The following is a 25,601-nucleotide window of genomic DNA, read 5'->3' as shown; positions in this document are numbered from 1 at the left end:
CCAGGGTAAGGTTTTATAACAGTTTCTAAATAAAGAACAGTAATTTTGAGTTAAAAATTATATATCTGGATAAAAAGCGGGGCCTGTTAAGCCCGCTTTTGTGGTTGTAAGCCAAAACCTATTACTTATTCCGGTCAGCTTAACTTTAACTATCCGGTACCGAATAAACTTTAAAGAGCCCTAAGAATATTGGCTTACTGCACTTGGCGCACGGATTGCACCATTTTACCGGCTCGATCACTGGTTTTCGCCAACAGTTGCTGCGCTTTGTTTTGCTGACCTTGAACCTTTTGCAGTAATAGAGCAAAACCACCCATAATCTCTGTTTCTTCAAAAGTGCAATGGCCGTAACGCTGCACCGGAATACCGGTAAAATAACCACTTTTACCCCGCAGAATAGTTTTTGCCTGGTATAGAGGCAAGTGCCAGAATAATTGAATGGGATCTTTCGTAGTATGACCAATTACTAAGGGTTTGCTTAGATTACCACTGGTTTCGTAATACTTTTTAATGGTGGCCGTAGCTACCGGGCTGGCCGCGAAACGTTGCACACGGGCATTTAGCCGCAAATCTTCTAAAATGCTACCCGTACCGAAGTAGATTTTTCTCCGGTTCTCAAAAGGTTGACCGCCTAACTTTCGAATAGCATCGCGGGTAGTAAATACGTCGTACCACAAAACATTAATTACGGTCTGGCCAATAGTAGTTAAATCATTCGCATCGTAGGGAGCTTGCGCCGTTCGGAGCAATTTAAGGGTGGTAGCCGGGTTCTGCTGAATTGCCGTTAAAATAGCCGGAACATATTTCGTCTGCCAGTTAAGTAGCAATTCATCCGGGATAGTGATGGCATTGCCCGGCAAAACGCCTTTGAAAAAGTAGTCAAATAAAACCCGGAAATCGGCGTAATAATTTACCTGTCCCTGAAAATAACCGCACGGTCCGCATAAAGACAAACCACCGTTAAATAACTGCGGGTAGCGCTCTAGCGCCAGCGTAGTAACAATACCGCCCTGCGAAGCCCCGGTTAAGTAAATGTGGTTAGGTTGGCCGACATCTTTAATAAATTTTTCCCGAAGCCGGATGATATCCTGAATACCCGTTTGAATAGCTAACCCGTTTTGAGTGTAACTGGTAGTAGCAAAGGCAAAACCCTGGCTCGTAAATAAAGCGGCGTACCTACTGGCTTCCTGCGGTAAACTGAGCGGTAAAAATTCGGCAACATACCCGTGGGCGTAAAGTATAAGTCCGCCGTTCCAGATAGCCGGTTTGCACATTTGCACAATTTCCCCGCCAGGTAAAACTTCTAAGGTACATTGCACTTGGATAGAAGCGCCGTCAACGGTGGTAATATTTTGCGTGCTCGTAGTTACGGAGGCGGCGGAAAAAGCGGGCGCTATTCCTTCGGAATCTTCTTGGCAGCTAGTCAGGAAGAAAATAAACGATAAGAGGAACCAATAAAAATGGGGTAGTGGTAAAGAAAGTATGATGGGATAAAAAGAGGCAGTGAAGTGTTTAAGATGATGGAATGTTCGAAGTTCAGATCAAAATAAACTGTCCCCACTGCCAGAGCAGCAAGGTAGTAAAAAATGGCAAGAAAAAGAATGGTTCTCAGAACCTTCTATGTCGTAATTGCCAGAAGCAATTTCAGCCAATATATCGCTATAGAGGAGCGGATCCGACTACCAAGCGGTTGATACGGCGTCTTCTGGAAAGAAATAATGGTGTTCGTGACATTGAAAAGTTGCTGGAAGTGAGTAGAAAGTGTGTGCTAAGCAACTTGTGCCGACAGGGGAATGCCCTTAAGATTCAACCAACCCAAAAGCATTATAGATCCGTACAGATCGATGAAGTCTGGAGCTTTGTCGGAAAGCGCAAGAAAGGAAAATACTGGTTGTTGTATGCTTACTGTCCCCAAACAGATGAAGTACTGGCTTATAGTTGTGGCGGCCGAAGCGCTAAAACAGTACGCCAGCTACTCAAAAAGCTAAAAGGAGTGGAAATAGAACAATATTGTACTGATCATTGGAAAGCGTTTGCTCAGGTAATCCCCCCGACAAAGCACACGATAGGAAAAGCTTACACTAAAAACATAGAAGGCGTGAATACTTGCATCAGAGCCAGAAACAGACGGTTCGTCAGAAAAACAACCTGCTTCTCCAAAAAGAAGGAAAACCATTTAGCAAGTCTAAACCTGATGTTTGACTATCGCAATAGACATAAAGCCAAACATCATACTTTGTAGTCCACAACTAAAAATGTTTCATGCGTATACTACTATTTAGAGTGAATAATTCTAATGGAAACAGTCTCTCCTTTCACTCCTCTTGGCTTTCTAACTACTAAGCAGAAACCGGATAAACATTTTTAAACAGTTGAATCTTTCGATGTAAACGCAACTTGAAAAGTTACCTCCTCCGAAAAGAAGGGAATCCTAACTAAATATTTTAATGGCTAAACAGGCCGGCGCTGGGTTATGAGGCAATAATTTAAGCGGAATAAATGTATAAACCAACAGAAAACCAATAAGTTAAATTTAAAAAGTCGCGAAATTTAAGGTAATCAAAAGTGGATAGGCATTTATGGTCTAAATACTTAGTTCATTGCGTATAAAGCTTCTAAGCAACAGGTAGTATTACCCGATAACCTTGCCCCGCTTTTATTTCGCGTATCTTTAAAAATTAATGGTAAAAACCGCAGGGTTTAGTTGCGAATCCGCTTAGTTTAAATAAACGGCTAGCTTATAATGCATAGCACACGCGTTTCATAAACCTGAATTCGCCTTTTATGGAAGTAGCCGCGCATACTAATTCTAATAATTTTGCTATTATCATCCTCATGAAAAAGATTTTTTACTCTCTGCTATTCTGTCTCCAAATTACTACATTACACGCGCAGCAAAAAAGTGCGCGCTTAATTGTCCGCGGCGACGATATGGGCTATACCCATTCCGGAAACGTAGCCTTACTAAAAGCTAGTAAAGAAGGAATTCAAACGTCCATTGAAGTACTGGTACCCTCGCCCTGGTTTCTGGAAGCGGTAAAAATGCTGCAGCAAAACCCTACTTTAGATGTAGGCATTCACCTGGCATTAACCAGTGAGTGGGACAATGTAAAATGGCGACCCTTAACCACGGCGACTAGCCTGAAAGATCCGGATGGTTATTTTTATCCGATGGTTTTTCCGAACCCAAATTATCCGGGACAATCGATAACTGAAAATTCCTGGCAATTAGGCGATATAGAAAAAGAATTTCGGGCGCAGATGGAATTGGCTTTGAAAAAACTACCCCAAATCAGTCATATTTCTTCGCACATGGGCTGTACCGCTCTAAACGAAGAAACCAAGGCACTCACCAAAAAACTAGCGCAAGAATACAAAATCAATATTGATCCGGCTGATTACCAGGTAATACCGGTGGGTTACGAGGGACCTAAAGGAACTCCGGCGGAAAAGATGCAAAGCTTTCTGAACATGCTGCGTAAGTTGGAACCCGGAAAAACGTATTTATTTGTCGATCATCCGGGCTTAGATAACGAAGAACTCCGGGCGGTTTCGCACATTGGCTACGAGCAGGTTGCCCTTGACCGGCAAGGCGTAACCGATGTTTTTACCAATCCGGAAGTAAAGGCTTTTATTAAACAAAAAAATATTCAACTAATTAGTTACCGAGACTTGGTAAAAACAAGCAAATAAGAATTTGTTTATAGCCATATGGTGAAGCAGCTCTCCTGAAACCATTTAATTTAAGATTCATCTAAGACAAATTAGAAAATGGCGTAGTAACCGGTAGTTCAGCTACAATGCCATTTTCTGATCGATTCTAATTTTTCCGAACCTTGAAATCAAGTTTACTATCCAGTATTGTCTGAAACCCAGGTTCCGGCTATGCTCATCAAACTTATTCTTCTCTTCCCGGTTATCCTCGAAAGATCTAACCAACAGAAAAAAAGAACTAAAGAGATGGAGAACCAGTGATTCCCTCCTGAAAAGAAGAAATAACCTTTATGGCTCCAGTTGTCGCTTTAAACCGGTTAGATCCTTTCCAGGAGGACTCGAAAGAATAGAAAAGGGAGTATTCTACTTGTTTTAAACCCACCTTCCGGACAATCCTATTTACTACCTCGGAACTGCCACCGAAAAATGAAAGTTATGTAGCCTAATACCACTTGAGTTCTTGCTCCGTCCTTAACGAATAATTTTTGCTGGAGTCCCCGGAATCATGATTTATCTGCTACTTCCAGGTTTTTTAAATTTCGTTTAGCTTGCAATAGGTGTCTTTCGTTATGAGCAATTAAAAACTGAAACACATCGCCTAGCTTTAGTTTTACCCATTTAGAGATAGAAAGCGGAATTTTAATGGCATCTACATTTTCCTGACGGGCTTGTTTCAGGTAAACAATTAATTCTTCTTGCTGGTGAATAAATTCGGCTACTACGGCGGGCGCATCTAAGTCCGGGGCGGGGATGTGGTTTTTAAAAGCTTTGTATTTTTTGGTGCCCGTAGTCGGCTCCATCATCCGGGTAAAATAAGTACCCAACCAAGAGCCTTTAAAAATTTCTGAATTCGAGGAGCGGTTTGCCTGGTTTAACCCTTTATTTATTTGGGGCAGGTAAAATTTGCCGTAGCCATTTAAATGCTCTAAACATTGCGCTATGCTCCAGCCCCCATCAGGAGCCGGTTGCAGGAGAATTTCCGCCCGCTCGTTCTGAAAAACTCTTATTGCTTCCTGAAGGTGACCTTCTACCCGGTTTTCCAGAAAATCTAACAACTGATTTTTGTTTACCACTGCCATTTTATTTCGTTGTTTTAAGTACAACCAAATTCTTATTTTTCCATAAAAGTACCATTGCAAGGGTAAAAAATAATGTTTCCGTTACGAGCCATTGCTTTCCGAAGGCGCCTAAAGAACCTTCGGCAAAAATGGTAATCAGGCGGGAGAAAGCATAAAAGCCCCACAATAAAGCTAAAAAAGCTAATCCTTTGTTTACATCCGTACGTAGCAGGTAAATTAAACTAATAAATAAAGTAAAACCCACGCCCCCGTACACCCCCCGGATAGAACTGAAGGCATCGTTATTGGTTAGTTTAACGGCTACTAAATCCATGACGCTCTGCGGGTTGTAAAAAGCCAGTACACTTACGGATAAAAGACTTACGGCCGATAAGCCAATAAAAGCCTGAGTGGCCATTTTAAAAATTTTTTGCGTTTGCATCGTTGTTGCTATTTTAAGTACGATGCAAATATGGGACAGCTCTCCAACCTAATTCTTGGTAAATACCAACATTTTCAGATTCGTACTTTGTTGATGAGTTTACTGAAGTTGGTGGCCTCGATACCCAAATAATTCGCTAAATATTTATGCGGCACCAGTTGTAGGATGTGCGGACTTCGCTTTAATAATTGCCGGAATTTTTCTTCGGAAGAATAGCATTGCAACTCTACTAACCTTTCCAGAACTCCCGAAAGCGCTTGCGCCAGACCTTGCCGGATTATAAAGGCCAAATTAGGTTTTGAAGAAATAACCGGCAGCAATTCGTGAATGGGAGCCCGGAGAAAAGCCGAGGGCGTAAGCGTTTCGTAAAAATAACGCGAGGGTTGTTGCAGCAATAAGGCGTCCAGAACTCCCCCGAACGAAGGAGCATAGGTAAAAACCAAGGTAGCTTCCCGGTTCTGCTCATCGAAGTAATACACCCGCTGAACGCCTTCTATTACAAAATACAAGTACTTTTCGGTTTCGCCGGCCCGCGTGAGCACTTCTTTGCGCCGTGCCGAAAAAGGTTTCCATAACCCGGCAAATTCCTCCCACTCTGGTTCGGTAAGCGGATGGATAGCATGCATTAACTTTTTTAATTCAAGAATTGCCTCCGGCATAAAAGGTATAGTTGTACCTGCTATTTACAAAATTTCTTAAGTGATATTCTAAAAAGTAAACTCCTTTTTCTGAGGTTTATATACTGGAGTAGTAGAAATGCTTACCCCAGAAATTAAAAAGAGAGATACAGCTAAGTACCTCTCTTTTTTAAATTAAGTAGCCACTAATTTTATTCTTTTATAAACCAGAAAGATTCCTGTTTGCTGGCCGCGTTGAGTTGCAAAAGATACAGACTAGGTTGTAAGTCCGATATACTCAATTCAGTTTTATTTTCCTAAAGTAGTACTTCTTCCGTTCTCTTTTTGGCGTATTTTGCGAGTAGAGGACTAACTTTATGCACGAGTAAACTACCCAGAGGAGTACCGCCATCGGTATTTAAATTAAAGTGCCGTAACACTTTAAAAGAACCCGCGGTGAAAATCCGGGAAATAGTGCTGGCGTTATTGGCACCACCACTACTGGCAAGTCCGTATAAATTTCTGGCGCTGGCTTGCACTAAACTGCCTTTGGGAGCACTGCCATCGGTGTTGGCTTTTAAATGCCGGATTTAACTAAAGTAGGCAGTTACAGGTCTCCCGGAAAACATTCACTATTTAAATAGGAGATAAACAAAAAAGCCGACCGCCCAGTAAAATTACTAAGCAGCCGGCTTTTCAAGTTTGCTGTTCCTACTTTTTACAGTAAAGTAAATGTTATGGAGCTATGGTAAAATTAATGGTTAAAGCACTACCAGCCTCACCTGTCCCCCTGCTCGCGGAGTAAGGAGTACCTTTTAAGGTATAATTACCAACTGGCAGTACCACACCGCCGTAGTTGACGGTACCATTACTGTTTTTCTCGTCGCCGAATAAAGTATAAGGACCAGATTCTGTTTTAGACAAGGTCCATCTGCCGGTTAAATCTAGTTTTAAACTGACTACGCCGGAACTAGTATTTGCCAGGATGTTCAGGTTTTTGGTGGGTAAATTAGATAAACTCAACGTTTCGCCGTTAACGAGTGTCTTAATTTCCCGATCAGTATCGGCATTAATCAGCGTATAGCTTTGAACCTTTATTTCGCTTCCGGATCCTGGATCTGGGTCCGGATCAGTGTCGGGTTTAGTATCCGGATTCTCCACGGGAGGGTTACCGGAGCCAGAACCGGAAATTACCGTAAAATTAACCGTTAAAGGGGTACCAGCGTCACCGGTGCGTTTAGCCCCGGTGTAAGGGGTTCCTTGCAAAGAATAGGTGCCTACCGCAGGTAGCCAAGGAGCATAATTTCCATTGGTATCGCCGAATAAAGAGTAAGGAGCCCCCCCCTCTACTTTGCTGAAGGTTTTAGCGCCCGTAAGATTGAAATATATACTGCCAACAGTGGCATTGGTGTTAGCCCGAATGTTCAGGTTTTTGGTAGGCAAAGTAGCTAAATCGAGAGTTTCCCCGTTAACAATCGTCTTAATTTCCCGGTCATTATCAGCATTAATCAGAGTAAAGCTTTCTACTTTCTGACCGCTTGCTGATCCCGGATCCGTTTCTGGTTCGGTATCTGGTTCCTCGGTTGGTGGGTTTTCGGTACTGGAACCGTCAGGAGCCACATCGCTGTACGTAGCATTACCCGTTGCGGTACGAATATCATCTACAAAAAGAGCCCGTTTAGAGATACTACCCCACTCTCTTTTGTAAATACCTATTTTAAAATAAGGATAATAATCATCATTGTAAGTATTAGGACCTTTAAAGTCTATTACTTTCGTACCATTCATCCAAATATCTAAAATACCATCTGACTGATGGGAATAATTTATATGAAATACAAAATCAAGCCACTTATCTTTAATTACCGGGCCTAAATCAAATACTTTTTTACCGCTAATGGTAGAATTAGTATTATTCGCGCGGGTAGCCCAATACATCACCACGTTTAACCGGCCTTTGCTAACTACCAAGGCAATGGGCGGAAAACGGGCAGGTTCACCAGAATCGTCGGTAGCATGCCACTGGGTAATAATATCCCAGGTATCTGCGTTCATACTGTTTTGCCAGTAACTACTTGGCAAATACAAACTGTAACCGTACCAGCGATTGCTGGATGTTTCCGCCGGCAATAATATCTCGGAACGTACTTTATTATCGGCATTTCTTAATTCAAAACGGGCTGCTTTGGAGCCGGAGCGCGCTACCGAGCTGGATAAAGAAAAGCCATGAGAGGTATACACTTGTTTATTAAATATATCGCCTAAAGAAGATTCAAACCGCTCTTCTACCATAAGATTATTTCGGTCCGAATCCACGGAGGTAACATTACTCGCGCTAGAAAATGCAACTTCTGATTTAGCTAAAGCATCTGGCTGAACTGATTCTTCCGTCTCACAGGCCGTAGTAAATAAAGACAGTAAGAAAATGGATAAGAGTAGTTTAATTTTCATAAGGATCAATTAAAGTTGAAGATAGTTTAATTAAAATTTTACAATTCGGTAACTTGCTCGCAAGAAATAACATAAAGCAGTTAAATTGTATATTTAATTTTAAGGAACCAGAAATTAAAAGTAAGCAATTAAAATTTTGATATTCTTCCTAATTTAAAAGCAATAAAACACATTTTGCTTTCATAAAAAACTAATATAATAAATCTAATAGCATGCAACCTTTTTAACTATTGTGTTTTATAAGCCAAACATAGAATATAATTTTTAACCAACCAAATAATTTAGATATTTAAAGTAATATTTATAAATTTCATAAAAATAGCCTTATAAAATCCGATTATCTTTTCTAACAACTTACTCATTTAAGAAGAGTTGTTTGTTCAAAAAAGAAGCACTACTTAAAACAAATTATAAAAATTTTAAGGAAATTACTCTTAAAGCAAAATTTTTAAGTTGCATTTTTTCCTAATAATCATTTTTTTTATACGTTAAACCTAATTTAATATAATATAATTTTTCTTATATAATTCATTTGATTAGGCACCTAGTTTAGATCCGCACTATCTTCGTATCTTTCTAAAAACTTCGCCGATTAGCTATTTTTATGCCATTTTTTAAAAAAGCCTTTTGCAACTGTAGAATCAACCCTTTAGAATGTGTACTCTTCACACATTAAAAAATTAGTGTGGAATTTTTCCACATTTTGTAGAAAGCTCCTACACTATAATTCCCCACATTTATTCTTTAATTTTTAATATGAATAACTTGTGTGAAAAATAATAAATAGGAGAAGTAGTACTTTTTTGGTCTGATGAGAAATAAAAAAAACATATAGCGTAACTATATGCTGTAAGATAATTAAACAGAAGATAGATGAAGTGTATAATTTAAAACTAATTAGTTTCATTTTTAAACCTTAATTACCAGTCCATTAAAAATTTATTAATTCTCTGTCATTGAGAAGTATATATATTTAAGTAAGACTGCGGACGAGTTGATTTGTTAAAGTACCTTGTATTATCCAGCAAGTATTCGGTTGATTGCCAATAATACGCTTTATTAAAATAGAACCTGTTTCCTGTTTTAGTGGAGGTATCGATAAGTCAACTATTAAGGCTAAAAAGGGCCAGATAAGCAGATTGAAAACATTAATTAGCAGGAGAACCGAAAAAGCATTAAAGCTGGTAAGCCAACGAGTAGCTCTTTTCCTCATTTAACTTCTTTTAAGAAGTACAGCATTAAAGAAAATATACTTGCCTCATTTTTGATAGAAGCCGTAAAGCTTATATTTTCTATCAGCATTAAAGGAGTTAGGCAAACATTTTACCTTCTTATTTTTCATTCTTAAACAGGTTTATTTTAAAGGGCATAAAGAAGAATGTATAACCCGGAATAATCAAGCTCATAAGTATTACGCCACGCACGTCTTAAAACCTTTATGCCGAAGTAATAAAAAATATAGCTTCATTCCCTTTACTAACTAGAACTCTTAAAGTAATTTTATCAGTGCAGCAATTTCCCCGAAGCATTATTCAGATAAAGATGTATGAATACCCAAGCAGCTGCTGATTATAGCTTAGTTAGCGCAGGCGCTCGCCCCGGATTTTTTCATTAGTAAGGATTGGCAAAAACCGGGTACTATAGCTTAGCTGGCACCTAAGGTTTACTACCTATATTCAACGAGCATCGTTTAGTTTAAAACAATCGATTTTCTATAAAGTACATAGCTTGGTAAAGAAAACCTATTGTACTGGCCTTGCTCCTGTTACTCTAACTATCAACGAACGAGCGTTTTCCGGCAACGTAATGCCAACATTACTTTTTTCTTTACGGTAGCCTTAACAAATACCAAATCTTGTATAGTAATTTCCAAAAAGTATTCCAAAGGAAAGCCAACCTGCTAGGTTTTTCAAACCGGATTGTTCGAAACCTATGCCCATCAAACTTATTCTCCTCTCTTCCGCCCTCCGGGCAGGATCTAACCAGCCGAAAAGAAGAACCTAAGCGAAGTAGTACCAGTATTTCCCTCCTGAAATGAAAAATAACTACCTGAGTTCCGCCCTAGTCGTCGCTTTAAACCGGTTAGATCCTTCCCGGAGGACTCGCATAAATAGGAAAGATTGTATTCTATTTGTTCTGAACCCACCTTCCGGACAATCCGGTTTTCCAAACCTAGTAAGTTTCATTCGCTGTCTTATCGCAGTTGATTGAGGCATTTAATACAATTACTTATCCCCAATAGCATAAACTGGCTTCAACAACATATCTGGTTAATCCCGGCGGGCTTGCTGGCCTTACTAAGATTGCTTATGGCAAGTAGTAAAGGAGAAATGGTATTAATATCAATTACCTGGCGCAGTTAAATGTAATGCTCAGACAAATTTCCTTTTACTTCAGGCAGAAAAGAAACTTCTAAATTTTATTTTGATTAAAGATAAAAATAAAATGCAAAAGCATAGCATCAAAAATTTGCCGGAAACCCTTCCTAGAAGAGCTACGCGTTAGCTGGCACTTAGAAAGCTTATATAAAAGAGCAGGCCGCCCAGCAATTTTGCTAAGCAGCCTGTTCATTAATAATCCGGTGCTTGCTCATCCATCGCACCTTATATGTAGGAGAGTGAAATTATTCTACTATTTTAAAGCTAACCGACAATGGTGTACCGGCCGTACCTGACTTGTTTGCTCCGGTATAGGGGGTTCCCTTTAATGTGTAGCTACCCGTTACTGCCTGCCATGTATTATAGTTTCCTCCTGAGTCGCCGAACAAAGCGTAAGGCTTGCCCGTTTGCGCAGTTGTTAGACTATGTGCTCCAGTTAAGGCAAAGCCGACACTACCAACGGCCGCAGGGTAGGTATTCGCGCGGACATTCAGGTTACGGGTTCCTAGGTTCGATAAATCAATGGTAGCGCCATTTGAAATGGTCATGATGTCCCGATCCGTATCCGCATTAATTAAGGTAAAACTTGTTAATTTTTGACCAGAAGTACCGCCATCTTCCTCTTCTTCTACTGGAGGGTTAGGATTACTGGAGCCAGAACCGGAAGGAGCAACATCTTTATAGGAAGCGCTGCCGGTTGCCGTACGAATATCATCTATAAATAGAGCTCGCTTGCTGATGCTACCCCACTCTCTTTTGTAAATACCCGTTTTGAAATACGGATATTCATTATCATTGTAACTATTTGGGCCCCGGAAGCTAACCACTTTAGTACCGTTTAACCAAACTTCCATTACCCCATCTGATTGATGAGAAAAATTTATGTGGAACACAAAATCAAGCCACTTATCTTTAATTACCGGGCCTAAATCAAATACTTTCTTGCCGCTGATAGAAGAATTTGTATTAGAAGCACGAGTAGCCCAATACATCACCACATTTAACCGGCCTTTGCTAACTACTAAAGCGATGGGGGGAAAACGAGCTGGTTCTCCTCTGTCTTCCATGGCGTGCCACTGGGCAATAATATCCCAAGTATCAGAATTCATGCTGTTTTGCCAATAACCACTTGGCAAGTTCATACTAAAGCCATACCAACGATTACTGGATGTTTCCGCCGGTAATAATATCTCGGAACGTAATTTATTATCAGCTTTTCTTAATTCCAAACGCACGGATTTAGAGCCTGTACGGGCAGTCGCACCCGAAATGGCAAAGCCATGCGAAGTATATACTTGTTTATTAAAAGGGCTCATGACAGAAGATTCAAACCGTTGTTCTACCATAAGATTGCTCCTGTAAGAGTCTACAGAAGTAACATTGCTGGCACCGGTTAATTCTACTTCTGATTTAGCCACGGTTTCTGGCTGAACTAATTCTTCCGTCTCACAGGCTGCTGTAAACAAGGACAGTAAGGAAATTGACAAGAGTAGTTTAGTTTTCATAAAGTTCGATTAAAGTTGAAAATAGTTTAAATTAAAAATTTACAATTTAACAACTAGCTAGCAAGCAAAAATATAGACTGACTAAATTGTATATTTAATTTCAAGGTTTAAAAACTTAACTTAAATTATTTACTATAGTACAAAAAATAATAGTTAAAAATCAATTAAAATATCACTGACTATAAAGTATTCAATATAATAAATCTAATACCTTGCAACCTTTTTAAATATTTGATTTATGGCTCAAACTTAGAATATATTTACTTACCTACCAAATTTTTTTTAATTATATTGTAAATATCCTATTATTTATTAATAATTTTACAAAAAATACTACATTATTTCCTTTAAAGCGTATTTAATCATTATCTTATTCATAACCGCATGGATCAATAAATTATAATATTATATAGAAATTTAATTTTTCAAAAAAATTAATAATTGGATTATACTTGTATTTTAATTTAGGCTGCTTAATTATATATTTTTATAATAATTGTACTTTTTAAATTTAATTTAAGGTTGGTTTATTAAAAAGAATAAATCACCGTCTTAATAATTAAACAAAACCGAACCGCTTAGCCATTTTTATGCCAATTTTATCGCAAAAAGGTTTATAAATGTTTAATCAACACTTCACAACCTTTTTTAAATTATACACTAAAAAATATGGGGAATTTTTCTACACTATGTAGCAGGAATCTACAGTACTACTCCCCATATTTTTTCTTAGATTTTTTATACCGCCGAAATCAAAAAGTATCGCCTTAATAGGTGAGTAGTATTTTTTTGGTATGTGAAAAGAGAAGGAGTATAGATATTAAATAAAGTGGGGTTAAAATAATAAGACAGAAGATAGATGAACTATATGATTTAAAACAAATTAATTTAAAATTTAAATTCTTCCGGGTAAACTATTGAAAAATTACTAAGTAGTAGCTTTTTACCTTGAATTACTTAGAATATTATACTAGATTGAAATAGGTAAGACGTACTTTGGCCGTTTATCTATGTAACCTTTTCCAGTCTCCAGTTTTGACGCGGATGCGATTTGACCTGTAGCTCGTTTGTTTCTTGGCCGGCGGGCAGAAACGTGCCGTAGCACGTTCTTACATTTTATCTCAACGCTAAAGTACCGGAACCTTAGAAGATCCATCTGATTGAAAACAAAGTTGACCTAAATTTAGAAACTAACTAGAAACTAGACTTGAGTCTTCCCACACACGTCAATTTTGACCAATTGAACAGTTATTTTATTTTTAATAAAGTTGTATTTGCTTCGAATTAATAGCTACAATTTTAAAATCTACTTTCTTACTTTGCTCATCGTCGGGGGCCGTTTGGGTTTGGCTGGTATGAGCCCGTACTTTGGTAAAGGTTAAAATTTCCTTGTGCAGCAGTTTTCCGTTCTTCTTCTTATAGTTAACTTCAACGTTTACATTATCTAAATCGTAAGGTGAGCTGTTTTGGATGGTTATTTGTAAATCTTTCGTTCCTTTCCGTTTTTGATTGGCGATTACATTACTACTAACAGTAACCAATTTATTGAGATCTACGTCTGGCGGGGTGGTAGGATATGTCGGGTCAGGTTCCAATTTTTTAGGATCGGGTTTTACCGGATTTATTTTTGCAGGCTTGGTTTTGTTTGTTTTCTGACTATTTCCAGACTTGCTTTTTCCGCCGGAGATAGGTTTCCCTGTAGTAGCGGTTAACGTTTGGGAGGCAGCAACCCTGCCCGCATCATCCGGAATACTATCCCGTTTAGGTAGTACCGGAACAATAGTATCGGGTTTAGTAGTGGAGGACACCGTTTTAGTACCCGCAATTGCAATGGGTTCATTTCTTCGGACAGTAATGTTAGCAGCAGTAAAAACAGTATCTTTATTGACCAATAAGGCTAATCTAGCCGGAATACTATCGGTGGTCGTGTTCATTTCCGGCACTAAAACCCGCAGGGTATCGCTGGTTACAGCTATAACAGTACTTCTAAAATTATTGAAGAACACTAGCAGCACACCCGGTTTCACCGGAAAGTTTTTACCCGGAATAATAAAAGCATCTCCTTCCTTCACCGACGCTTTTAAAGTAGCTACTTTTATTTTTTTGTCGGCAAACAAGCTAAAAGCCACTACCGTTAAAACTGCCGCAATGGCCAGAAATAAAACAAGTAAAGCTATTCGGATGGATCGTAGTTTCTTAGGGTCCGGTTTAATTTTCGGAATAATTACAGGTTCCGGATCATTAGTTACGTGGGTAGAAGTATCGTTTGTTCGCGTATTGATTTCGGTTTGCGCCTTATTTTGGGTACTGGTTTCCTCAAGAATTACTTCTTCCGGCTCTATTATTGGTTGTGAATGGGTAATTTCTACTTCTGAAGTTTCCGGAATGATGGCCTCCGCAATACTTACCGTAATAGGTTCACTCTTTTTCTCGCCCGAGCTGTTCATCGCTACTAATTGGTAAACTACTTTTTTAGGTTTACCATCGTAAGCTTCCCGAATATCCAGGCTGTTCGCCGTGTTCTGGATTTCCTGGTGCAACCGGCCGTTGCGATGCAGTTCTAAACGAGTAGTATGGGCTACCTCCCAGGAAAGCGAAAAGGTTTGACCCGGTTCTATGTCCGTGGCACTAGCCTCGAAAGAAGAAATCACCGGCTCCGTAACGGTAGGTTGATAAGGAACCCGGTCGTTTTGAATAATATTACGAAGAATAAACTCTTTTACTTCGGAACCCGACAACAACTGCTGTTCTTTTTGACTTTCTTCAGAAGCCCGAACAAATAAATCTTTAAAACCAGGATCTGTTTCCGCCAAAAGCGCCGGTAAGTTATCGTATAAAACCGGTGATTTGTAGTCGTATCGTTTGTCGGTTAAGGAAATTTTTAAACGTAATACTAAAAAAATCAGTTGCAGGTAATTGAGCATGGGTCCGCTCAAATCACCTGGTTTCAAGTCTTTATAGCCTAGCTGTTCTTTGTAAAAAGTAAAAACTAATGCCCAATATTGTTTATCCCCGTCCATGTGGTTATGGGGTCTCTGGGATTCCGGCTGCACACTATCTAAATCAATAAATAAAAAACGACCGCTGGATTCGCAGAAAATATTCTTTTCGCAAAAGTCCATGAACCAGAAATGCTTGTTATGCAAGGCATTTAAGCCTTTGAACAGATCGTCGGTCAGGCGGCGTAAGTTTAAATCGGCGTTGCGGTTAACGGCGGCTTCCAGGGTTTCGCCGGTTAAGTGCTCGTAAAAAACATAATAAATGGATCGGCCGTTTTCTTCTGCTTCTACTACATCGTAAATCCGGGGCAAATCGGGTTCAAACTTATCTTTGACTTGCTGCATCAAACTCCAGCCGGAAATATCCGCAGGACTTTTCTTCTCGAAGCGTTTTACAAAACACGTATATCTTCCGATAGAAACAGGAAACTTAAAAGGATCTCCGGAGGCAAAGAGCCAACCTTGGGGATAGTCGGACTGATACTCGTGCTCTTTTTCTTTAATAACTACTTTCATAATTACTGGGCTACTTAAAGTTTCTGTTCTTTTCATTTTAAAACTGTATTCCTGTTTTGGCCGAAAACTTAAGATTACCATCTGTTGGCGAGGATGGGAAGAGTTAAACTCCCGGATGGTATTAAGCTGCCTTTCCGGCTTGTAAAGCGGCCACTCTTTTTTATTCTTTTCCAGATTTTATTTGAATAAAACAAATAGCCTTATCATCGGCGGTGCCCTGTAAATGATACACTATTTCTTCTCTTAAGGCAGCAAAAGATTTAGCGCCAGGTTTATTCAGGAGAGCTTCGGATTCTAGTCCAATTCCGTCGGTAAAGGCAATTAGGGATGGCACATTGGCTTGTTTTATAATTTCGTACTTTGGCGTATTATGCTGAATATCCAATTCTCCGCGCGGGTTAAGCACCAACCGAAAAAATAATCGGTCGTTGCTGTTGTCGTTTTTGCTCGATAAAGGGGTGTTTATAATTTTAAGCTTGCGGTTGGATTGGGTAGTATACAGCACCATTTTGCAATCGCCGGAGCGATACGCCGTAAGGTCGCCTTTAACTGAAAGCGTACTAATTAACAGCGTGGTGGCACATTCCGGAATATTCTTTTGTTCAATGTTGGCTCGCAGTACGGCTTGCTCGTCGGAGGGTAAAGCTTGAATTTGCCGCAACCAATCACTTTTAACGGCTTGAACGGCTTGCAGGAGCAGGACATCGAGCGAAGTAGTAGCCACTTGGTCAAATGCCAGGCGTAGCTGATTAGATATTCCCTGCGCCAATAATCTACTCGAAAAATACTCCCGCCTATCTACCGGGTTATGCAAACAATACTGATCCGAAGTGCCATCGAGTACCCAGAGTAACAATTGCTGGTGGTTGGCCACCATTCCACAAGCATCTTCGCCTAAGTCTTTATCCGCATCCGGGTCGCTCATGTATTTCTTCCGGGGACCCGCCGTTAGTAAAATTTCCGTAGAAAAATACCGGCCTATTAGAGGAGTACTTACCTCATCCGGTTCTATTGCCGGGGAAGATAAATTTTCTTCCGGCGCTCCTATATCCGTCGGCAATTGGATATCCTCCTGAATTTGCTTCTCTTCTCCTTGGAATGAAGCCGGAATAATGGTAGCATCTAAGTTGCGGTTTTTTTCGGTAATGGCAGAAACAGTATTATCGGGCTTGACACTCACGGTAAAAACCAGGAACCGGCTCGTAGCCCACAATAAACAGAATATACCGGCTAAACCGCTGCCCCAAAATAAGAATGTTTGCCAAATAGAGCTGCTGTTGTTAGGTATGGGTTTTAAACCCGAAACATTCGGAGCAGGAATACTAACCTTGGTGGCATTAGTTAATGTAACCGGAACCGCTTTATCTTTATCATCAATTACCCGCAAATAAGCCCCGTACGAAGTCGAACTATCGCTGACGTTGAATGCTTCCGTTACCAAGTTTTCGGGAGAATCCAGAATTAAACGGTAGTCGCGGGCTTTCCTACCCGAGCTATCGGGGTAAATCAGGCGAAGTTTCCAAACTACAGGCTTATTCTGCCGAGAGGAAAGGACCGGTACTAGCAAGTAAGCGGAATCTTCTGCCGGTAAGTTTGTAGGTTTGGTTATGGGCTCCACCCGGAACAACAACTTTCTTGCCTTTTCCGAAGAATATTTTTCTGGTTTTCGTCCTTTTTCAACGGATTTTTTAAGGATGGAGGTTGAGTCGTTTTTCTTATTATTAATGTAGGACGAATTAAATGCGGCGATAGAAAGTAATTTTTTTTCGGTTTGCGCTTTACCCGGAACATTGATTGGTAAGGCAAACGCTAACGAAGCACCTACCAGGAGACTAGTGAGACAAACCGAAAAGGCAAGGGCGCGCATTTTTTTAAATAATTTTACGAGTTAATTGTTTTTCGAGGCAGCGGGGACAAAAACCGGAAGCACCGGAAGCCATCCGAAACAAATTTTTTAAGATGTTTATCCGGGCGGGATTATCGAGTAAGAAAAATTGCAGCTCATCGTGAATGGGGCAAGGACTCAGCAAACTTTGTAATTCCTGACAACCTTCGTCGGTTTCTTTCCCGAAAAATGCCCCAATAACAATGTCGTGGTTCAAACCGGCGAGCGGATTTACTTTAAAAGGATTATCTTGCAATATTTTATTTTTAGCTGCGTCGTACTGCATGCCATCGGTATAAATCAAAACCCGAACGTTGGCGATAGATAAGGAATTACCATTGCTATCCAGAATAATCTGGCGCATGGGCGTATAATCGTGGACTTTAAAATCGGGTAATTGCTTTTTTAAAAACTTATCCACGAAAGAATACGCCTGCTGCAAGGCCCGATTAATATCGGTGCCGCCCTGCATCCCATACAGCTCCTCGTACAAGTAATTCGCAAATTTTTTCACGTCTTTATTAAACCGCTGCAGCAAATTGGCTACCGTATCCACAAACATCAATTCTACCCGGTCATCAAATTTAAAAGCGGCTACGTAGGCGTTCGGGTTGTTCTGCATGCGTTCTAAATCAAAAATACCACTGGCCGCACTGGTGGCAATTAAATCCATTTTGGTAGGCTTGGTTCCCGGAAAAGCCTGGTCCGTCATCGACGAAGAAGCATCCATTAAAAAAACGCACAAGCCTACTTCGTTGCTGGGCGGGGGTGGAGGAGGTGGCGGCGGGGGTGGAAACGGTCCCGGATCTCCTATTATTCTTTCTTCTAAAATGCCGTGGTAAGCCATGCCTATGTGGCAGTAACCATCTTCGGTCGGCTCATCAAAAACGTGCGCATCGTCGGTGAGGCAGACCCATTTTCTAATTTTGGCCATGATTTAATCGTTATATATAAGTAGCTCCTGCTAGCTAAATGGAGCTTTAAGTTTGAAATTTCCTCTTATAAGCAGCTAAATCGAGTTAACCGACTAAATTTTAAAGTTTTTGTCCCCTTTAAAGGTAGGCCCGTTACGTTCAAATGAATACCTGCTTTCGCGAGCGTCTTCGCTCGTGAAGATTATTCAGGAAGCCTCCGGCCGGACAAACCCAAAAGACTATTTATATTGCATTCATCAGCCTGTTTCTACCGGTCAGAGGCCGGACGATGCACAACACGAGCGAGGACGCTCGCGTTATAGCAGTTTTTAAAAAAGATTATAATGGCCCTACTCTCCCAAAGGGGATTTGTTAATTAGTTCAATTTTTAAAATCACTTGCTACCTACTGCTCTAGTTATTAAAATAAAGAAGCATTTCATCTTCATTTCTAATTCCTAATTTCTAATTTTTAATTAAGCGAAGAACTACCATTCTACTTGCAGCGCTTTTTTCATCCAGGGTAATCGTATCAGGGTAAAGCCCCACGGGATTGTATTTAATAACAAATCGTGGCCTTTTCTTTCTACCTGCAAAGTCCAGCGCGTACTGCTTTCGGTCAAAATTCCTTTCCGCTGCAAAAAAGATTCCCGGAAACCCTGCGGCGAAGTACTTTTTAAAGCTTGCCAATGCTCAATAAGAGACTCCAGCAGGTCATTGGCTTCCGAAATTTCTTTTTTAGTTAATTGAATGCCCCCGGATAGCGCAACATCTGATTTAACATTGCATAATAGTTTATTAAAGGCTAATACATATTCCGGATTTCGGCGTTTACCCGTAACTAAATACTGCGTGACCTGCAATGCCCGGGTAGCCACATAACTATTTTTAAATTGCTGTTTTTCTAGGTAATGTAATCGGTTAAATACGCTCGGCAGATAGGGGGCGAGCAAACACAAACCCGCATTTTCTACGTAAATTTTACCTGTTGTTTCTTCCGGCGATTCCGTTTGGTGTTCCTGTTCTTTACTCGGGGGCGAAAAATGGGATAATGCAGGTGTATTAGTTGTTAATTGTTGGAGTTCGGCTTCGGGCAGATCGGTTAACGCGCGTAAGAAAAGTAAACTTTCCGTGGGCAATTTTGCCATAAACCGCTGCAAACTGCTTTTTTCACTTTGCGTCTGCCAGGCCGCTTTCGAGAGAATATGCTGCATAATAACCGCTTCTTTCCGGGATAAATTATTTACTACTTGTACTAATTGCCTGTGTAGTACATCTAGCTGGTTCTCTGGGTCTTTTTCCCCAGTGTAATTTCGAAATGGCGGAGCAGGCGCTGCTGCATCTAGCGTAAAAGGTTCTTTCTCAGCAGAAATTGCGGAATTTCCGGTAAAATCCGTGGTTGACTTCCCGGTTACATTAACGACAGAAGTATAGGCAGTTGAAATACTAGCTAAAACGCTTACTAAATTATATTGCAGTAAATAAGGATGGTTAATCAGGTGTTGTATTAACTTACCACGCTCCCGCGTGGGCACAATGGTTTTAGTAACTGTTGCTTGTAGCTGTTGTAATTCCGGCAGGGATAGCTGTTGCAACCATCTGGAAATTACCTGGCTGGAAAGCGATAGATTTTGAAGAACGGAAATGATGTGCTGACTTTTTTCCGCCGCCTGGTTTTCCGCAAAGGGTGTAGCGCTTTTCGCTGGGTAAAATTTCCTGATTAGTTGGTCAAAATTTGCTTTCTCTTCTTCTTTCTCTGCCGCTAGTATTGCTAATTCTTCACCTGCCACCTCCTTTTGAAAAGCGGCTTTTTCCTGGGCTAGTACTCGAAAATTATTTCCGTTTTTTAGCTCCGCTAAAGGTTGATATAAAAGTAATCTTTTAACAATAGCTTTACTTTTTACTGCTGTTTTTAGGCTTATCTCCCAGTCAGGAACAATATTCATTTTTTGGCGGATAGTCTCTTGCGTTTGGTTACTAAACCCATGCTCCTTAATATTTAGAGTGCTATTCGGTTCATTTTTAGTAGAAAATGCATCAAGATTTTTCGTCCGCGGATCAGGAGCATTATCCATAAGCGGTGAATCCGGCGTGGATTTATCCGGAACCGGCGAAAGATTATTAGGGTTGCCCTCCTCTGAGGTGGGAAAGGTATTTTTTACCACCTCGGCAGGTAAATGGGAATTATCTTCGTTTTGAGGCAGCTCCGGGTTGGGGTAACTTTCCGGTTCCGGATCGTTTAGGGACGGTGTTTGGTTAAATAATTCTTTAGACTCGTAATAAGTAGAAATATCTGTGGAGATAGCAGGATTCAATAAGAATTCCATTTGCACCGGAGTAAGCAACCGGAGGGCAGCTTCTACGTTTGGTCTATCCACCCAATTCTCTGTTCGATTTTCCGGACGGAAATACAGTTGTATTGTTTTAAACTCGGCTTCGGGTAGCCAATCAAAAAGAGCGGCCTGTTGAATCCAGTTTAATCCGTTTAACTGCATTATTTTCCGCAGGGACCGGGCTTTTCGGGTATCCGTCGAAACAAAAGGAAGGCGCTGAAAAAAAGTTTTTAGTTTTGTAAGTTGCTCTTTGGTAAAGTTTAAAATAGGAATAGGAAAACCGGCTTTTTGTACCTGGCTTTTCTTAAAAATCGGAACGGGTACCGGCTGCTCGTGGGCCGCAAAAAGCTCTTGCAACAAAGTTTGCGTAGCAGGTTTTACGTGCGTGGCCAGCCGCTGCCACACCCCGGCATCAGGTTGTTGTTGGCTCAAGAAGTTGTGAAAAAGTTGCGGCTGATAATTAATTAAACGCTGTATTGCTTTATCGATTTCGGTTGGCTTTACTTGTTCGGCCCACCAAGGCAAAATACCTTTAGTTAAAAAAGTTTGCACCAATTCCCAATCATCAACCCAAATACTAGTTAAAGAATGGCTAAATCCTGACGGAGAAACGCTAGTTGGATTTGTTGAATAATAATAGTTTAACTTTTCGGAATCAAAAGCCTGGTGCGGACGCTCCCTATCTAATTCGCTTTGCACGGCATTTTTAGCTGCATTTGCCAAAGCAAGATCACTAACCGGTTGATTCTGGAAACGAGCAATTTGCTGGGTAAAATCTTGTTCAAATTTCTGCAGCATTTCTGCTTCGCCAAACTCCGGCCAGCATACATCGCCTAAATCAATTTCAATTTTATCAATTCGCAGGCTATTTTGCCCTTGAAGCTGTTCGGTAATAATTTTAGAAACTAATTCGTGTAGTTGCGGGGCTACGTAATTTACAAATTCCTGGCGCACGCGCTTTGCTATCTCCTCCTGGGAGCAGGTAAATTCAAAAATTTCCTTATTGATAGCTATGGTTTGCATCGCGCGCTTATTTCCGCAATTCGTTCAACTGGTAAATTAAATTATTCACGACTTCGGTATTTGAAATTTCGGCCTGGGGTAATTCTTCTAGCCACAGCTTGTAGGCTTCTTCAAACTGGCGCATTTGCTTATGATCTAACCAGTACACTTGCGGATAAATGTGCGCCGGCGTTTCCATGTAAATGGTTTTCTCGAGCAAATGCTTAAAAGTTTTGTTTCTGAACTTAGCCGGCCAATCCGGAATGAGAATCGAAATCTGAAAAGAATAAGGATCGGCCTGAGCTATTAAGGGGTTTTCTTCTTCGGACTCTTCGGAAACGGGTATTTGTTCGTGCGAAAAAAAAGTAATCAAGCTGTTTAACTCGGCTTCCATTTCTTCTTGTTGGCGGTAACGTTTTTTACTTGCTGCTAAGGTCCGGCCCACATCCAGCAAACGAAAAATATAATAACCATCGGCATTTTGATCTACGGAGTAATTAGACCGGTCGGAAGCAAATTGCCGGATTTGCTCGATGCGCCGGGTTAAGTGCCGGTAAAAAACAAAATCTTCGTTTACAATTAGTATTTCGTCTTTATCGTCTTTGTTTAAGGTTAAGCGCCAGTTGGTTTTGCCTTCGTTTTTCGTGTTCAAAATCCGAAATTTATAGGTGGTGCTTTCGGGTCGTAAGCGCGTGGTGGCTTCGCCGGCGGCAACAGCATTTACCGATAAAAAATCCACGGCATCCGAATTAAGGGCGCTGCCTCTCTTACCGGACCGTTCCCGCGGCGAAACTTTGGGCCGCAGTAAAATATGCTCTACCAAGTGAAAATTTTCGGCCTCGGAAAAATCCCGTAGGGTTTGAATAGTCAGATCAAAGGCTGTTTCGGCAACTTTTTGGGTGGGGAAAGATTGGCTGGCAATAATTTCGTAATCGTTTTCCTGGGTAATTCTTTTCAGGTGATAATTCCATTTATCGCGGCGGCCTTCTTGCTCGTAAAGCGCTATTTCGGCTCCGTGCGTTAAAATATAATTTAAAATTTCCTGAGCTTCGTTTTCAAACTCGTATTCCAAACTCCGGAGTAAAACTGAATTTCGGTCCGCGGGATCCGTTAATACTACCACATAGCGTTGCACTTTATCATCCGCCGTTATTTCTTGAATAAAAATAGCATCGTTGGCGATAAACTTTTTAGCGTAATCTTTCATCCCCAATAAGCGGCAAATACGTTTCTTGGTGCCGCTCACGTTGGTACTGTCCCAAATTTGATCGGGATCGCTGTAATTAAAACCCTGACCGCGGTAAGTGGTAATTCCTACTAAGTCTTGTAGAAAGGCAATTTTATCGGTAATTAACTGCTTACCCGCTAATTTACCATTGGCGGTTTGCAGATAATTGGCGTACCGGTTCATATCTTCCCCGTAACGAGCCATTAAATGATCTAAAATACGGTTGCGCCGGGTAGTAAAAGCTTCTTCGGTTTCGCCCAGGCGCAGTTGTTCTTCCTGGTATTTATCAAAATCCAGGAACATTGCTGCCCGATCGGGGATCTCTTCCAGCAACTGCGGAAAAAAGGTTTGTTGGAGCGTATCTTTAAAGGATAAGGTATCGCTCAGGCTGGCCAATTGCCCTAAATAATCGGCTAAAAGTTGTTCGAACACCATCAGGAAACCGCGTAATTGCAGCACCAACCTTTGCCGGGTATCCAGGTGCTTTAATTGGTCCAGGCGATACGCTTCGCGTAGCCGGCGAATATCTTCTTCCTGGGTAATCTGAAATAAAGACAAACTTATTGTTTGCTGCGCTACCCGTTGTAAATTTTGCGTAGAGGCAGATATACTTACCGGAAACCGACGGTGTTTAACTAATAGTTGGCTGATCAGGTCATCGAGCGAAGAGCCAGCTTCATCGGGTAAAATAATGGCTAAGTGGCGGGTAAGAATGGCCGCGTTGGTTTTATCCGACGAAATTTCCTGCAGAATAACCTCTACTTCTTCCGGCTTTACATCCGGGGAGAGTAACTCGTTTATTCTCTCCCGCACATAGGTATCATCGGGTTTTTCGCGGCGTAAATTATCGAGAACTTCGCGCAGGGTAAGCCCCACCTGGGCATCGAGCAAATCGTAAGCTGCCCGGAGCAAAGTTAATTGGTCAACGGGTGGTTCCAGGTAGGATTCGGACAAACCGTAAACCGCCGGCAAACTTTTCTGGACGGGGAAATACTCCGTAATGTTCATGAAATCTCCCGTGGGCACCGGCAAATCTTTGCTCGCTCCTTTTAACCGCGACTTAAAATTAGCCGATTGAAAAAACGAGAACATGGCTAGAACTCGTTCTTTATTCGGCTCTTTTTCGGCGGCATTGCGGTGCCGGTCGCCGCTGCGGACGAACGTAATGCGGGAATTATTAACGTCTAACCGGGGGGCGCGTTGGCTGTCTTTTACATTGGTTAACCACTGCGTAAAATCCGAGAAAGCGGATTGTGATTCGGTGGGTAAAGTAAATTTTTTGATGGCAATAACACCCTCAATTCCCGAAATCAGGCGCATGATATCGGAAAGGTGAACGTCTTTGTATTTTTCCGATTTCTCTAATTCAGCATTCTCAATAAACCCATGGCGCAATAAAGGACCCGCAAAAATTTCTTCGGCTGAGTAGCCTTTGGTCAGCATTTGTTCCAGGCTGTAAAAAGTAATGGGCGGCGAGAAAAAGTTGTAAATAACCTCGTAAATCCGGGCGTTAATCTTCTCAATGTCCATGCCTTCACTCACCTGAATCTCGGCTTCCATTTTAAAATATTCGTATTCAATGGAAGTTACATTGATGAAATCTTCGCACAGGTTGCGGTGCGCGTAAAGCCTTTCTTTAATTTTTTGCGCTACTTCTTCTTCGTTTTGCTGGTAAATAACGTCGCTTTCGTATTCCACAAAAACTTTATATAAACCTTTTAAACGCAAAAGCTCCCCGGAATTGTCGGCCTCGTAGCTGAGTTGAGCCGCAGGTTCGCCGGCATCGGTTTCACTGCCATTAGTTTGCCAATACATCAGCATTTCCGAATCGTCGCTAACTTCCAGCCAGGCATTGCGCACGCCCTCCATGTCGATAATTAATTTACGGTAATCGTTGATGGTAAGCGGGTGGCTGGGTAAAACCTGGCGGGCGGTATAAAAAGAATTTTGCCAGGTTGCGGACGTAATATCCGCCGGAGTAAGAATATCCTTAATATCAAAATTGGTACGATAACCTAAATCGGTAAGCGCATAACACAAAGCTTCCAGCAAGGTAATCCCCGGATCGTGCGTGTTGTAGTCGGTCCAGATTTTACCGGATAAGTCCTGAATTAACCGGATGCCTTCTTTGCGCAAAAAGTTATAATCTTCGGCCGGCGACAGCTTATTTTCTTTATCGATGGTTACCGATGCGGGCATATCAGGTAAGTATTTTAAAGTTTTAAATTTTAGTTTAAAGGCCCTAACAACTGGTGTTGGAGCTACGATTAGGACACCAATCCTCTATCCAGCGTTTTTCTTGGAGCCGGTTCCCGTCTCCATTTGGCGGTACTAACTTTATTTGAACCGTAACCCGTTTGCCTCAAAGGCCGGCGTGCCCGTTTGACTCTTCCGGGCTGGTCTAAGCTTCCTTTCCTCCTGCGTCGGAATGCTACGCACCGGAACCTTAGAAGGCCCTCCATAGCCAAACTGATGTCATCTTCTCTTAGTTACTGTTTGTTTCATTTTATCCTTTTTACTTTTGTATTCTGATTGAAGCTCTTAACAGATAGGAAGTAAG

Annotated in this window: 15 protein-coding genes; 3 read left to right on the top strand and 12 right to left on the bottom strand. The window is 41.1% G+C overall.

Going from position 1 to position 25,601, the window contains the following annotated elements; genetic code table 11:
• Positions 1-194 precede the first annotated feature (194 nt).
• Positions 195-1,319 (bottom strand): alpha/beta hydrolase family protein, encoded by a 1,125-nt coding sequence (locus AHMF7605_RS01825; RefSeq protein WP_106925880.1) that lies wholly within the window; start codon positions 1,317-1,319, stop codon positions 195-197.
• A gap of 206 nt (positions 1,320-1,525) precedes the next feature.
• On the opposite strand from AHMF7605_RS01825, the gene AHMF7605_RS01820 reads away from it, so the two are divergent.
• Both AHMF7605_RS01820 and AHMF7605_RS01815 read left to right on the top strand, forming a co-directional pair.
• Positions 1,526-2,242, top strand: coding sequence for an IS1 family transposase (locus AHMF7605_RS01820; protein ID WP_106925291.1), 717 nt, complete (start codon positions 1,526-1,528; stop codon positions 2,240-2,242).
• A 593-nt stretch (positions 2,243-2,835) separates the two neighbouring features.
• Entirely contained in the window at positions 2,836-3,693 is an 858-nt protein-coding gene (locus tag AHMF7605_RS01815; protein WP_106933311.1) for a polysaccharide deacetylase family protein, read from the top strand.
• A gap of 524 nt (positions 3,694-4,217) precedes the next feature.
• Here the strand turns inward: AHMF7605_RS01815 and AHMF7605_RS01810 are convergent.
• From AHMF7605_RS01810 to AHMF7605_RS01765, 9 genes are all read right to left on the bottom strand, one after another.
• On the bottom strand, positions 4,218-4,793 hold the full coding sequence (locus AHMF7605_RS01810) for a DinB family protein (protein ID WP_106925878.1): 576 nt from the start codon (positions 4,791-4,793) through the stop codon (positions 4,218-4,220).
• A gap of 1 nt (position 4,794) precedes the next feature.
• Positions 4,795-5,214 (bottom strand): DUF4345 domain-containing protein, encoded by a 420-nt coding sequence (locus AHMF7605_RS01805; RefSeq protein WP_106925876.1) that lies wholly within the window; start codon positions 5,212-5,214, stop codon positions 4,795-4,797.
• A 74-nt stretch (positions 5,215-5,288) separates the two neighbouring features.
• Positions 5,289-5,873: a Crp/Fnr family transcriptional regulator gene (locus AHMF7605_RS01800; protein WP_106925874.1), complete on the bottom strand. Its 585-nt coding sequence runs from the start codon at positions 5,871-5,873 to the stop codon at positions 5,289-5,291.
• 275 nt (positions 5,874-6,148) lie between these two features.
• Complete coding sequence (locus tag AHMF7605_RS01795) at positions 6,149-6,421, bottom strand: choice-of-anchor tandem repeat GloVer-containing protein (RefSeq protein WP_394336230.1); 273 nt, start codon at positions 6,419-6,421, stop codon at positions 6,149-6,151.
• A 145-nt stretch (positions 6,422-6,566) separates the two neighbouring features.
• Positions 6,567-8,282: a polysaccharide lyase gene (locus tag AHMF7605_RS01790; protein ID WP_106925870.1), complete on the bottom strand. Its 1,716-nt coding sequence runs from the start codon at positions 8,280-8,282 to the stop codon at positions 6,567-6,569.
• A gap of 2,623 nt (positions 8,283-10,905) precedes the next feature.
• Positions 10,906-12,165 carry a polysaccharide lyase gene (locus AHMF7605_RS01780; protein ID WP_106925866.1) on the bottom strand — a complete coding sequence of 420 codons (1,260 nt, stop codon included), beginning with the start codon at positions 12,163-12,165 and terminating at the stop codon, positions 10,906-10,908.
• 1,259 nt (positions 12,166-13,424) lie between these two features.
• Positions 13,425-15,716: a hypothetical protein gene (locus AHMF7605_RS01775; protein WP_158267432.1), complete on the bottom strand. Its 2,292-nt coding sequence runs from the start codon at positions 15,714-15,716 to the stop codon at positions 13,425-13,427.
• A gap of 124 nt (positions 15,717-15,840) precedes the next feature.
• Positions 15,841-17,547, bottom strand: coding sequence for a protein phosphatase 2C domain-containing protein (locus AHMF7605_RS01770; RefSeq protein ID WP_106925862.1), 1,707 nt, complete (start codon positions 17,545-17,547; stop codon positions 15,841-15,843).
• 4 nt (positions 17,548-17,551) lie between these two features.
• Entirely contained in the window at positions 17,552-18,499 is a 948-nt protein-coding gene (locus tag AHMF7605_RS01765) for a vWA domain-containing protein (protein WP_106925860.1), read from the bottom strand.
• Between the two features lie 109 nt (positions 18,500-18,608).
• Between AHMF7605_RS01765 and AHMF7605_RS29410 the strand changes: the two genes are divergently transcribed.
• Positions 18,609-18,812: a hypothetical protein gene (locus AHMF7605_RS29410; RefSeq protein WP_146153488.1), complete on the top strand. Its 204-nt coding sequence runs from the start codon at positions 18,609-18,611 to the stop codon at positions 18,810-18,812.
• Positions 18,813-18,966: 154 nt separating this feature from the next.
• Here the strand turns inward: AHMF7605_RS29410 and AHMF7605_RS01760 are convergent, their stop codons facing one another.
• A complete protein-coding gene (locus tag AHMF7605_RS01760; protein ID WP_106925858.1) occupies positions 18,967-21,834 on the bottom strand; it encodes a contractile injection system tape measure protein in 2,868 nt (955 codons plus the stop codon).
• A 7-nt stretch (positions 21,835-21,841) separates the two neighbouring features.
• Positions 21,842-25,240 (bottom strand): hypothetical protein, encoded by a 3,399-nt coding sequence (locus AHMF7605_RS01755; RefSeq protein WP_106925856.1) that lies wholly within the window; start codon positions 25,238-25,240, stop codon positions 21,842-21,844.
• Between the last annotated feature and the right edge of the window lie 361 nt (positions 25,241-25,601).

The organism is Adhaeribacter arboris (assembly GCF_003023845.1).
GTDB classification, from domain to species: domain Bacteria; phylum Bacteroidota; class Bacteroidia; order Cytophagales; family Hymenobacteraceae; genus Adhaeribacter; species Adhaeribacter arboris.
This window is presented reverse-complemented; position numbering and strand designations above follow the sequence as displayed.

Coding starts and splice junctions, on each gene's coding strand:
- AHMF7605_RS01760 (WP_106925858.1), bottom strand. CDS start 21,834: ATGCAAACCATAGCTATCAATAAGGAAATTTTTGAATTTACCTGCTCC.
- AHMF7605_RS01755 (WP_106925856.1), bottom strand. CDS start 25,240: ATGCCCGCATCGGTAACCATCGATAAAGAAAATAAGCTGTCGCCGGCC.
- AHMF7605_RS01790 (WP_106925870.1), bottom strand. CDS start 8,282: ATGAAAATTAAACTACTCTTATCCATTTTCTTACTGTCTTTATTTACT.
- AHMF7605_RS01805 (WP_106925876.1), bottom strand. CDS start 5,214: ATGCAAACGCAAAAAATTTTTAAAATGGCCACTCAGGCTTTTATTGGC.
- AHMF7605_RS01765 (WP_106925860.1), bottom strand. CDS start 18,499: ATGGCCAAAATTAGAAAATGGGTCTGCCTCACCGACGATGCGCACGTT.
- AHMF7605_RS01800 (WP_106925874.1), bottom strand. CDS start 5,873: ATGCCGGAGGCAATTCTTGAATTAAAAAAGTTAATGCATGCTATCCAT.
- AHMF7605_RS01820 (WP_106925291.1), top strand. CDS start 1,526: ATGTTCGAAGTTCAGATCAAAATAAACTGTCCCCACTGCCAGAGCAGC.
- AHMF7605_RS01775 (WP_158267432.1), bottom strand. CDS start 15,716: ATGAAAAGAACAGAAACTTTAAGTAGCCCAGTAATTATGAAAGTAGTT.
- AHMF7605_RS01815 (WP_106933311.1), top strand. CDS start 2,836: ATGAAAAAGATTTTTTACTCTCTGCTATTCTGTCTCCAAATTACTACA.
- AHMF7605_RS01770 (WP_106925862.1), bottom strand. CDS start 17,547: ATGCGCGCCCTTGCCTTTTCGGTTTGTCTCACTAGTCTCCTGGTAGGT.
- AHMF7605_RS01810 (WP_106925878.1), bottom strand. CDS start 4,793: ATGGCAGTGGTAAACAAAAATCAGTTGTTAGATTTTCTGGAAAACCGG.
- AHMF7605_RS01780 (WP_106925866.1), bottom strand. CDS start 12,165: ATGAAAACTAAACTACTCTTGTCAATTTCCTTACTGTCCTTGTTTACA.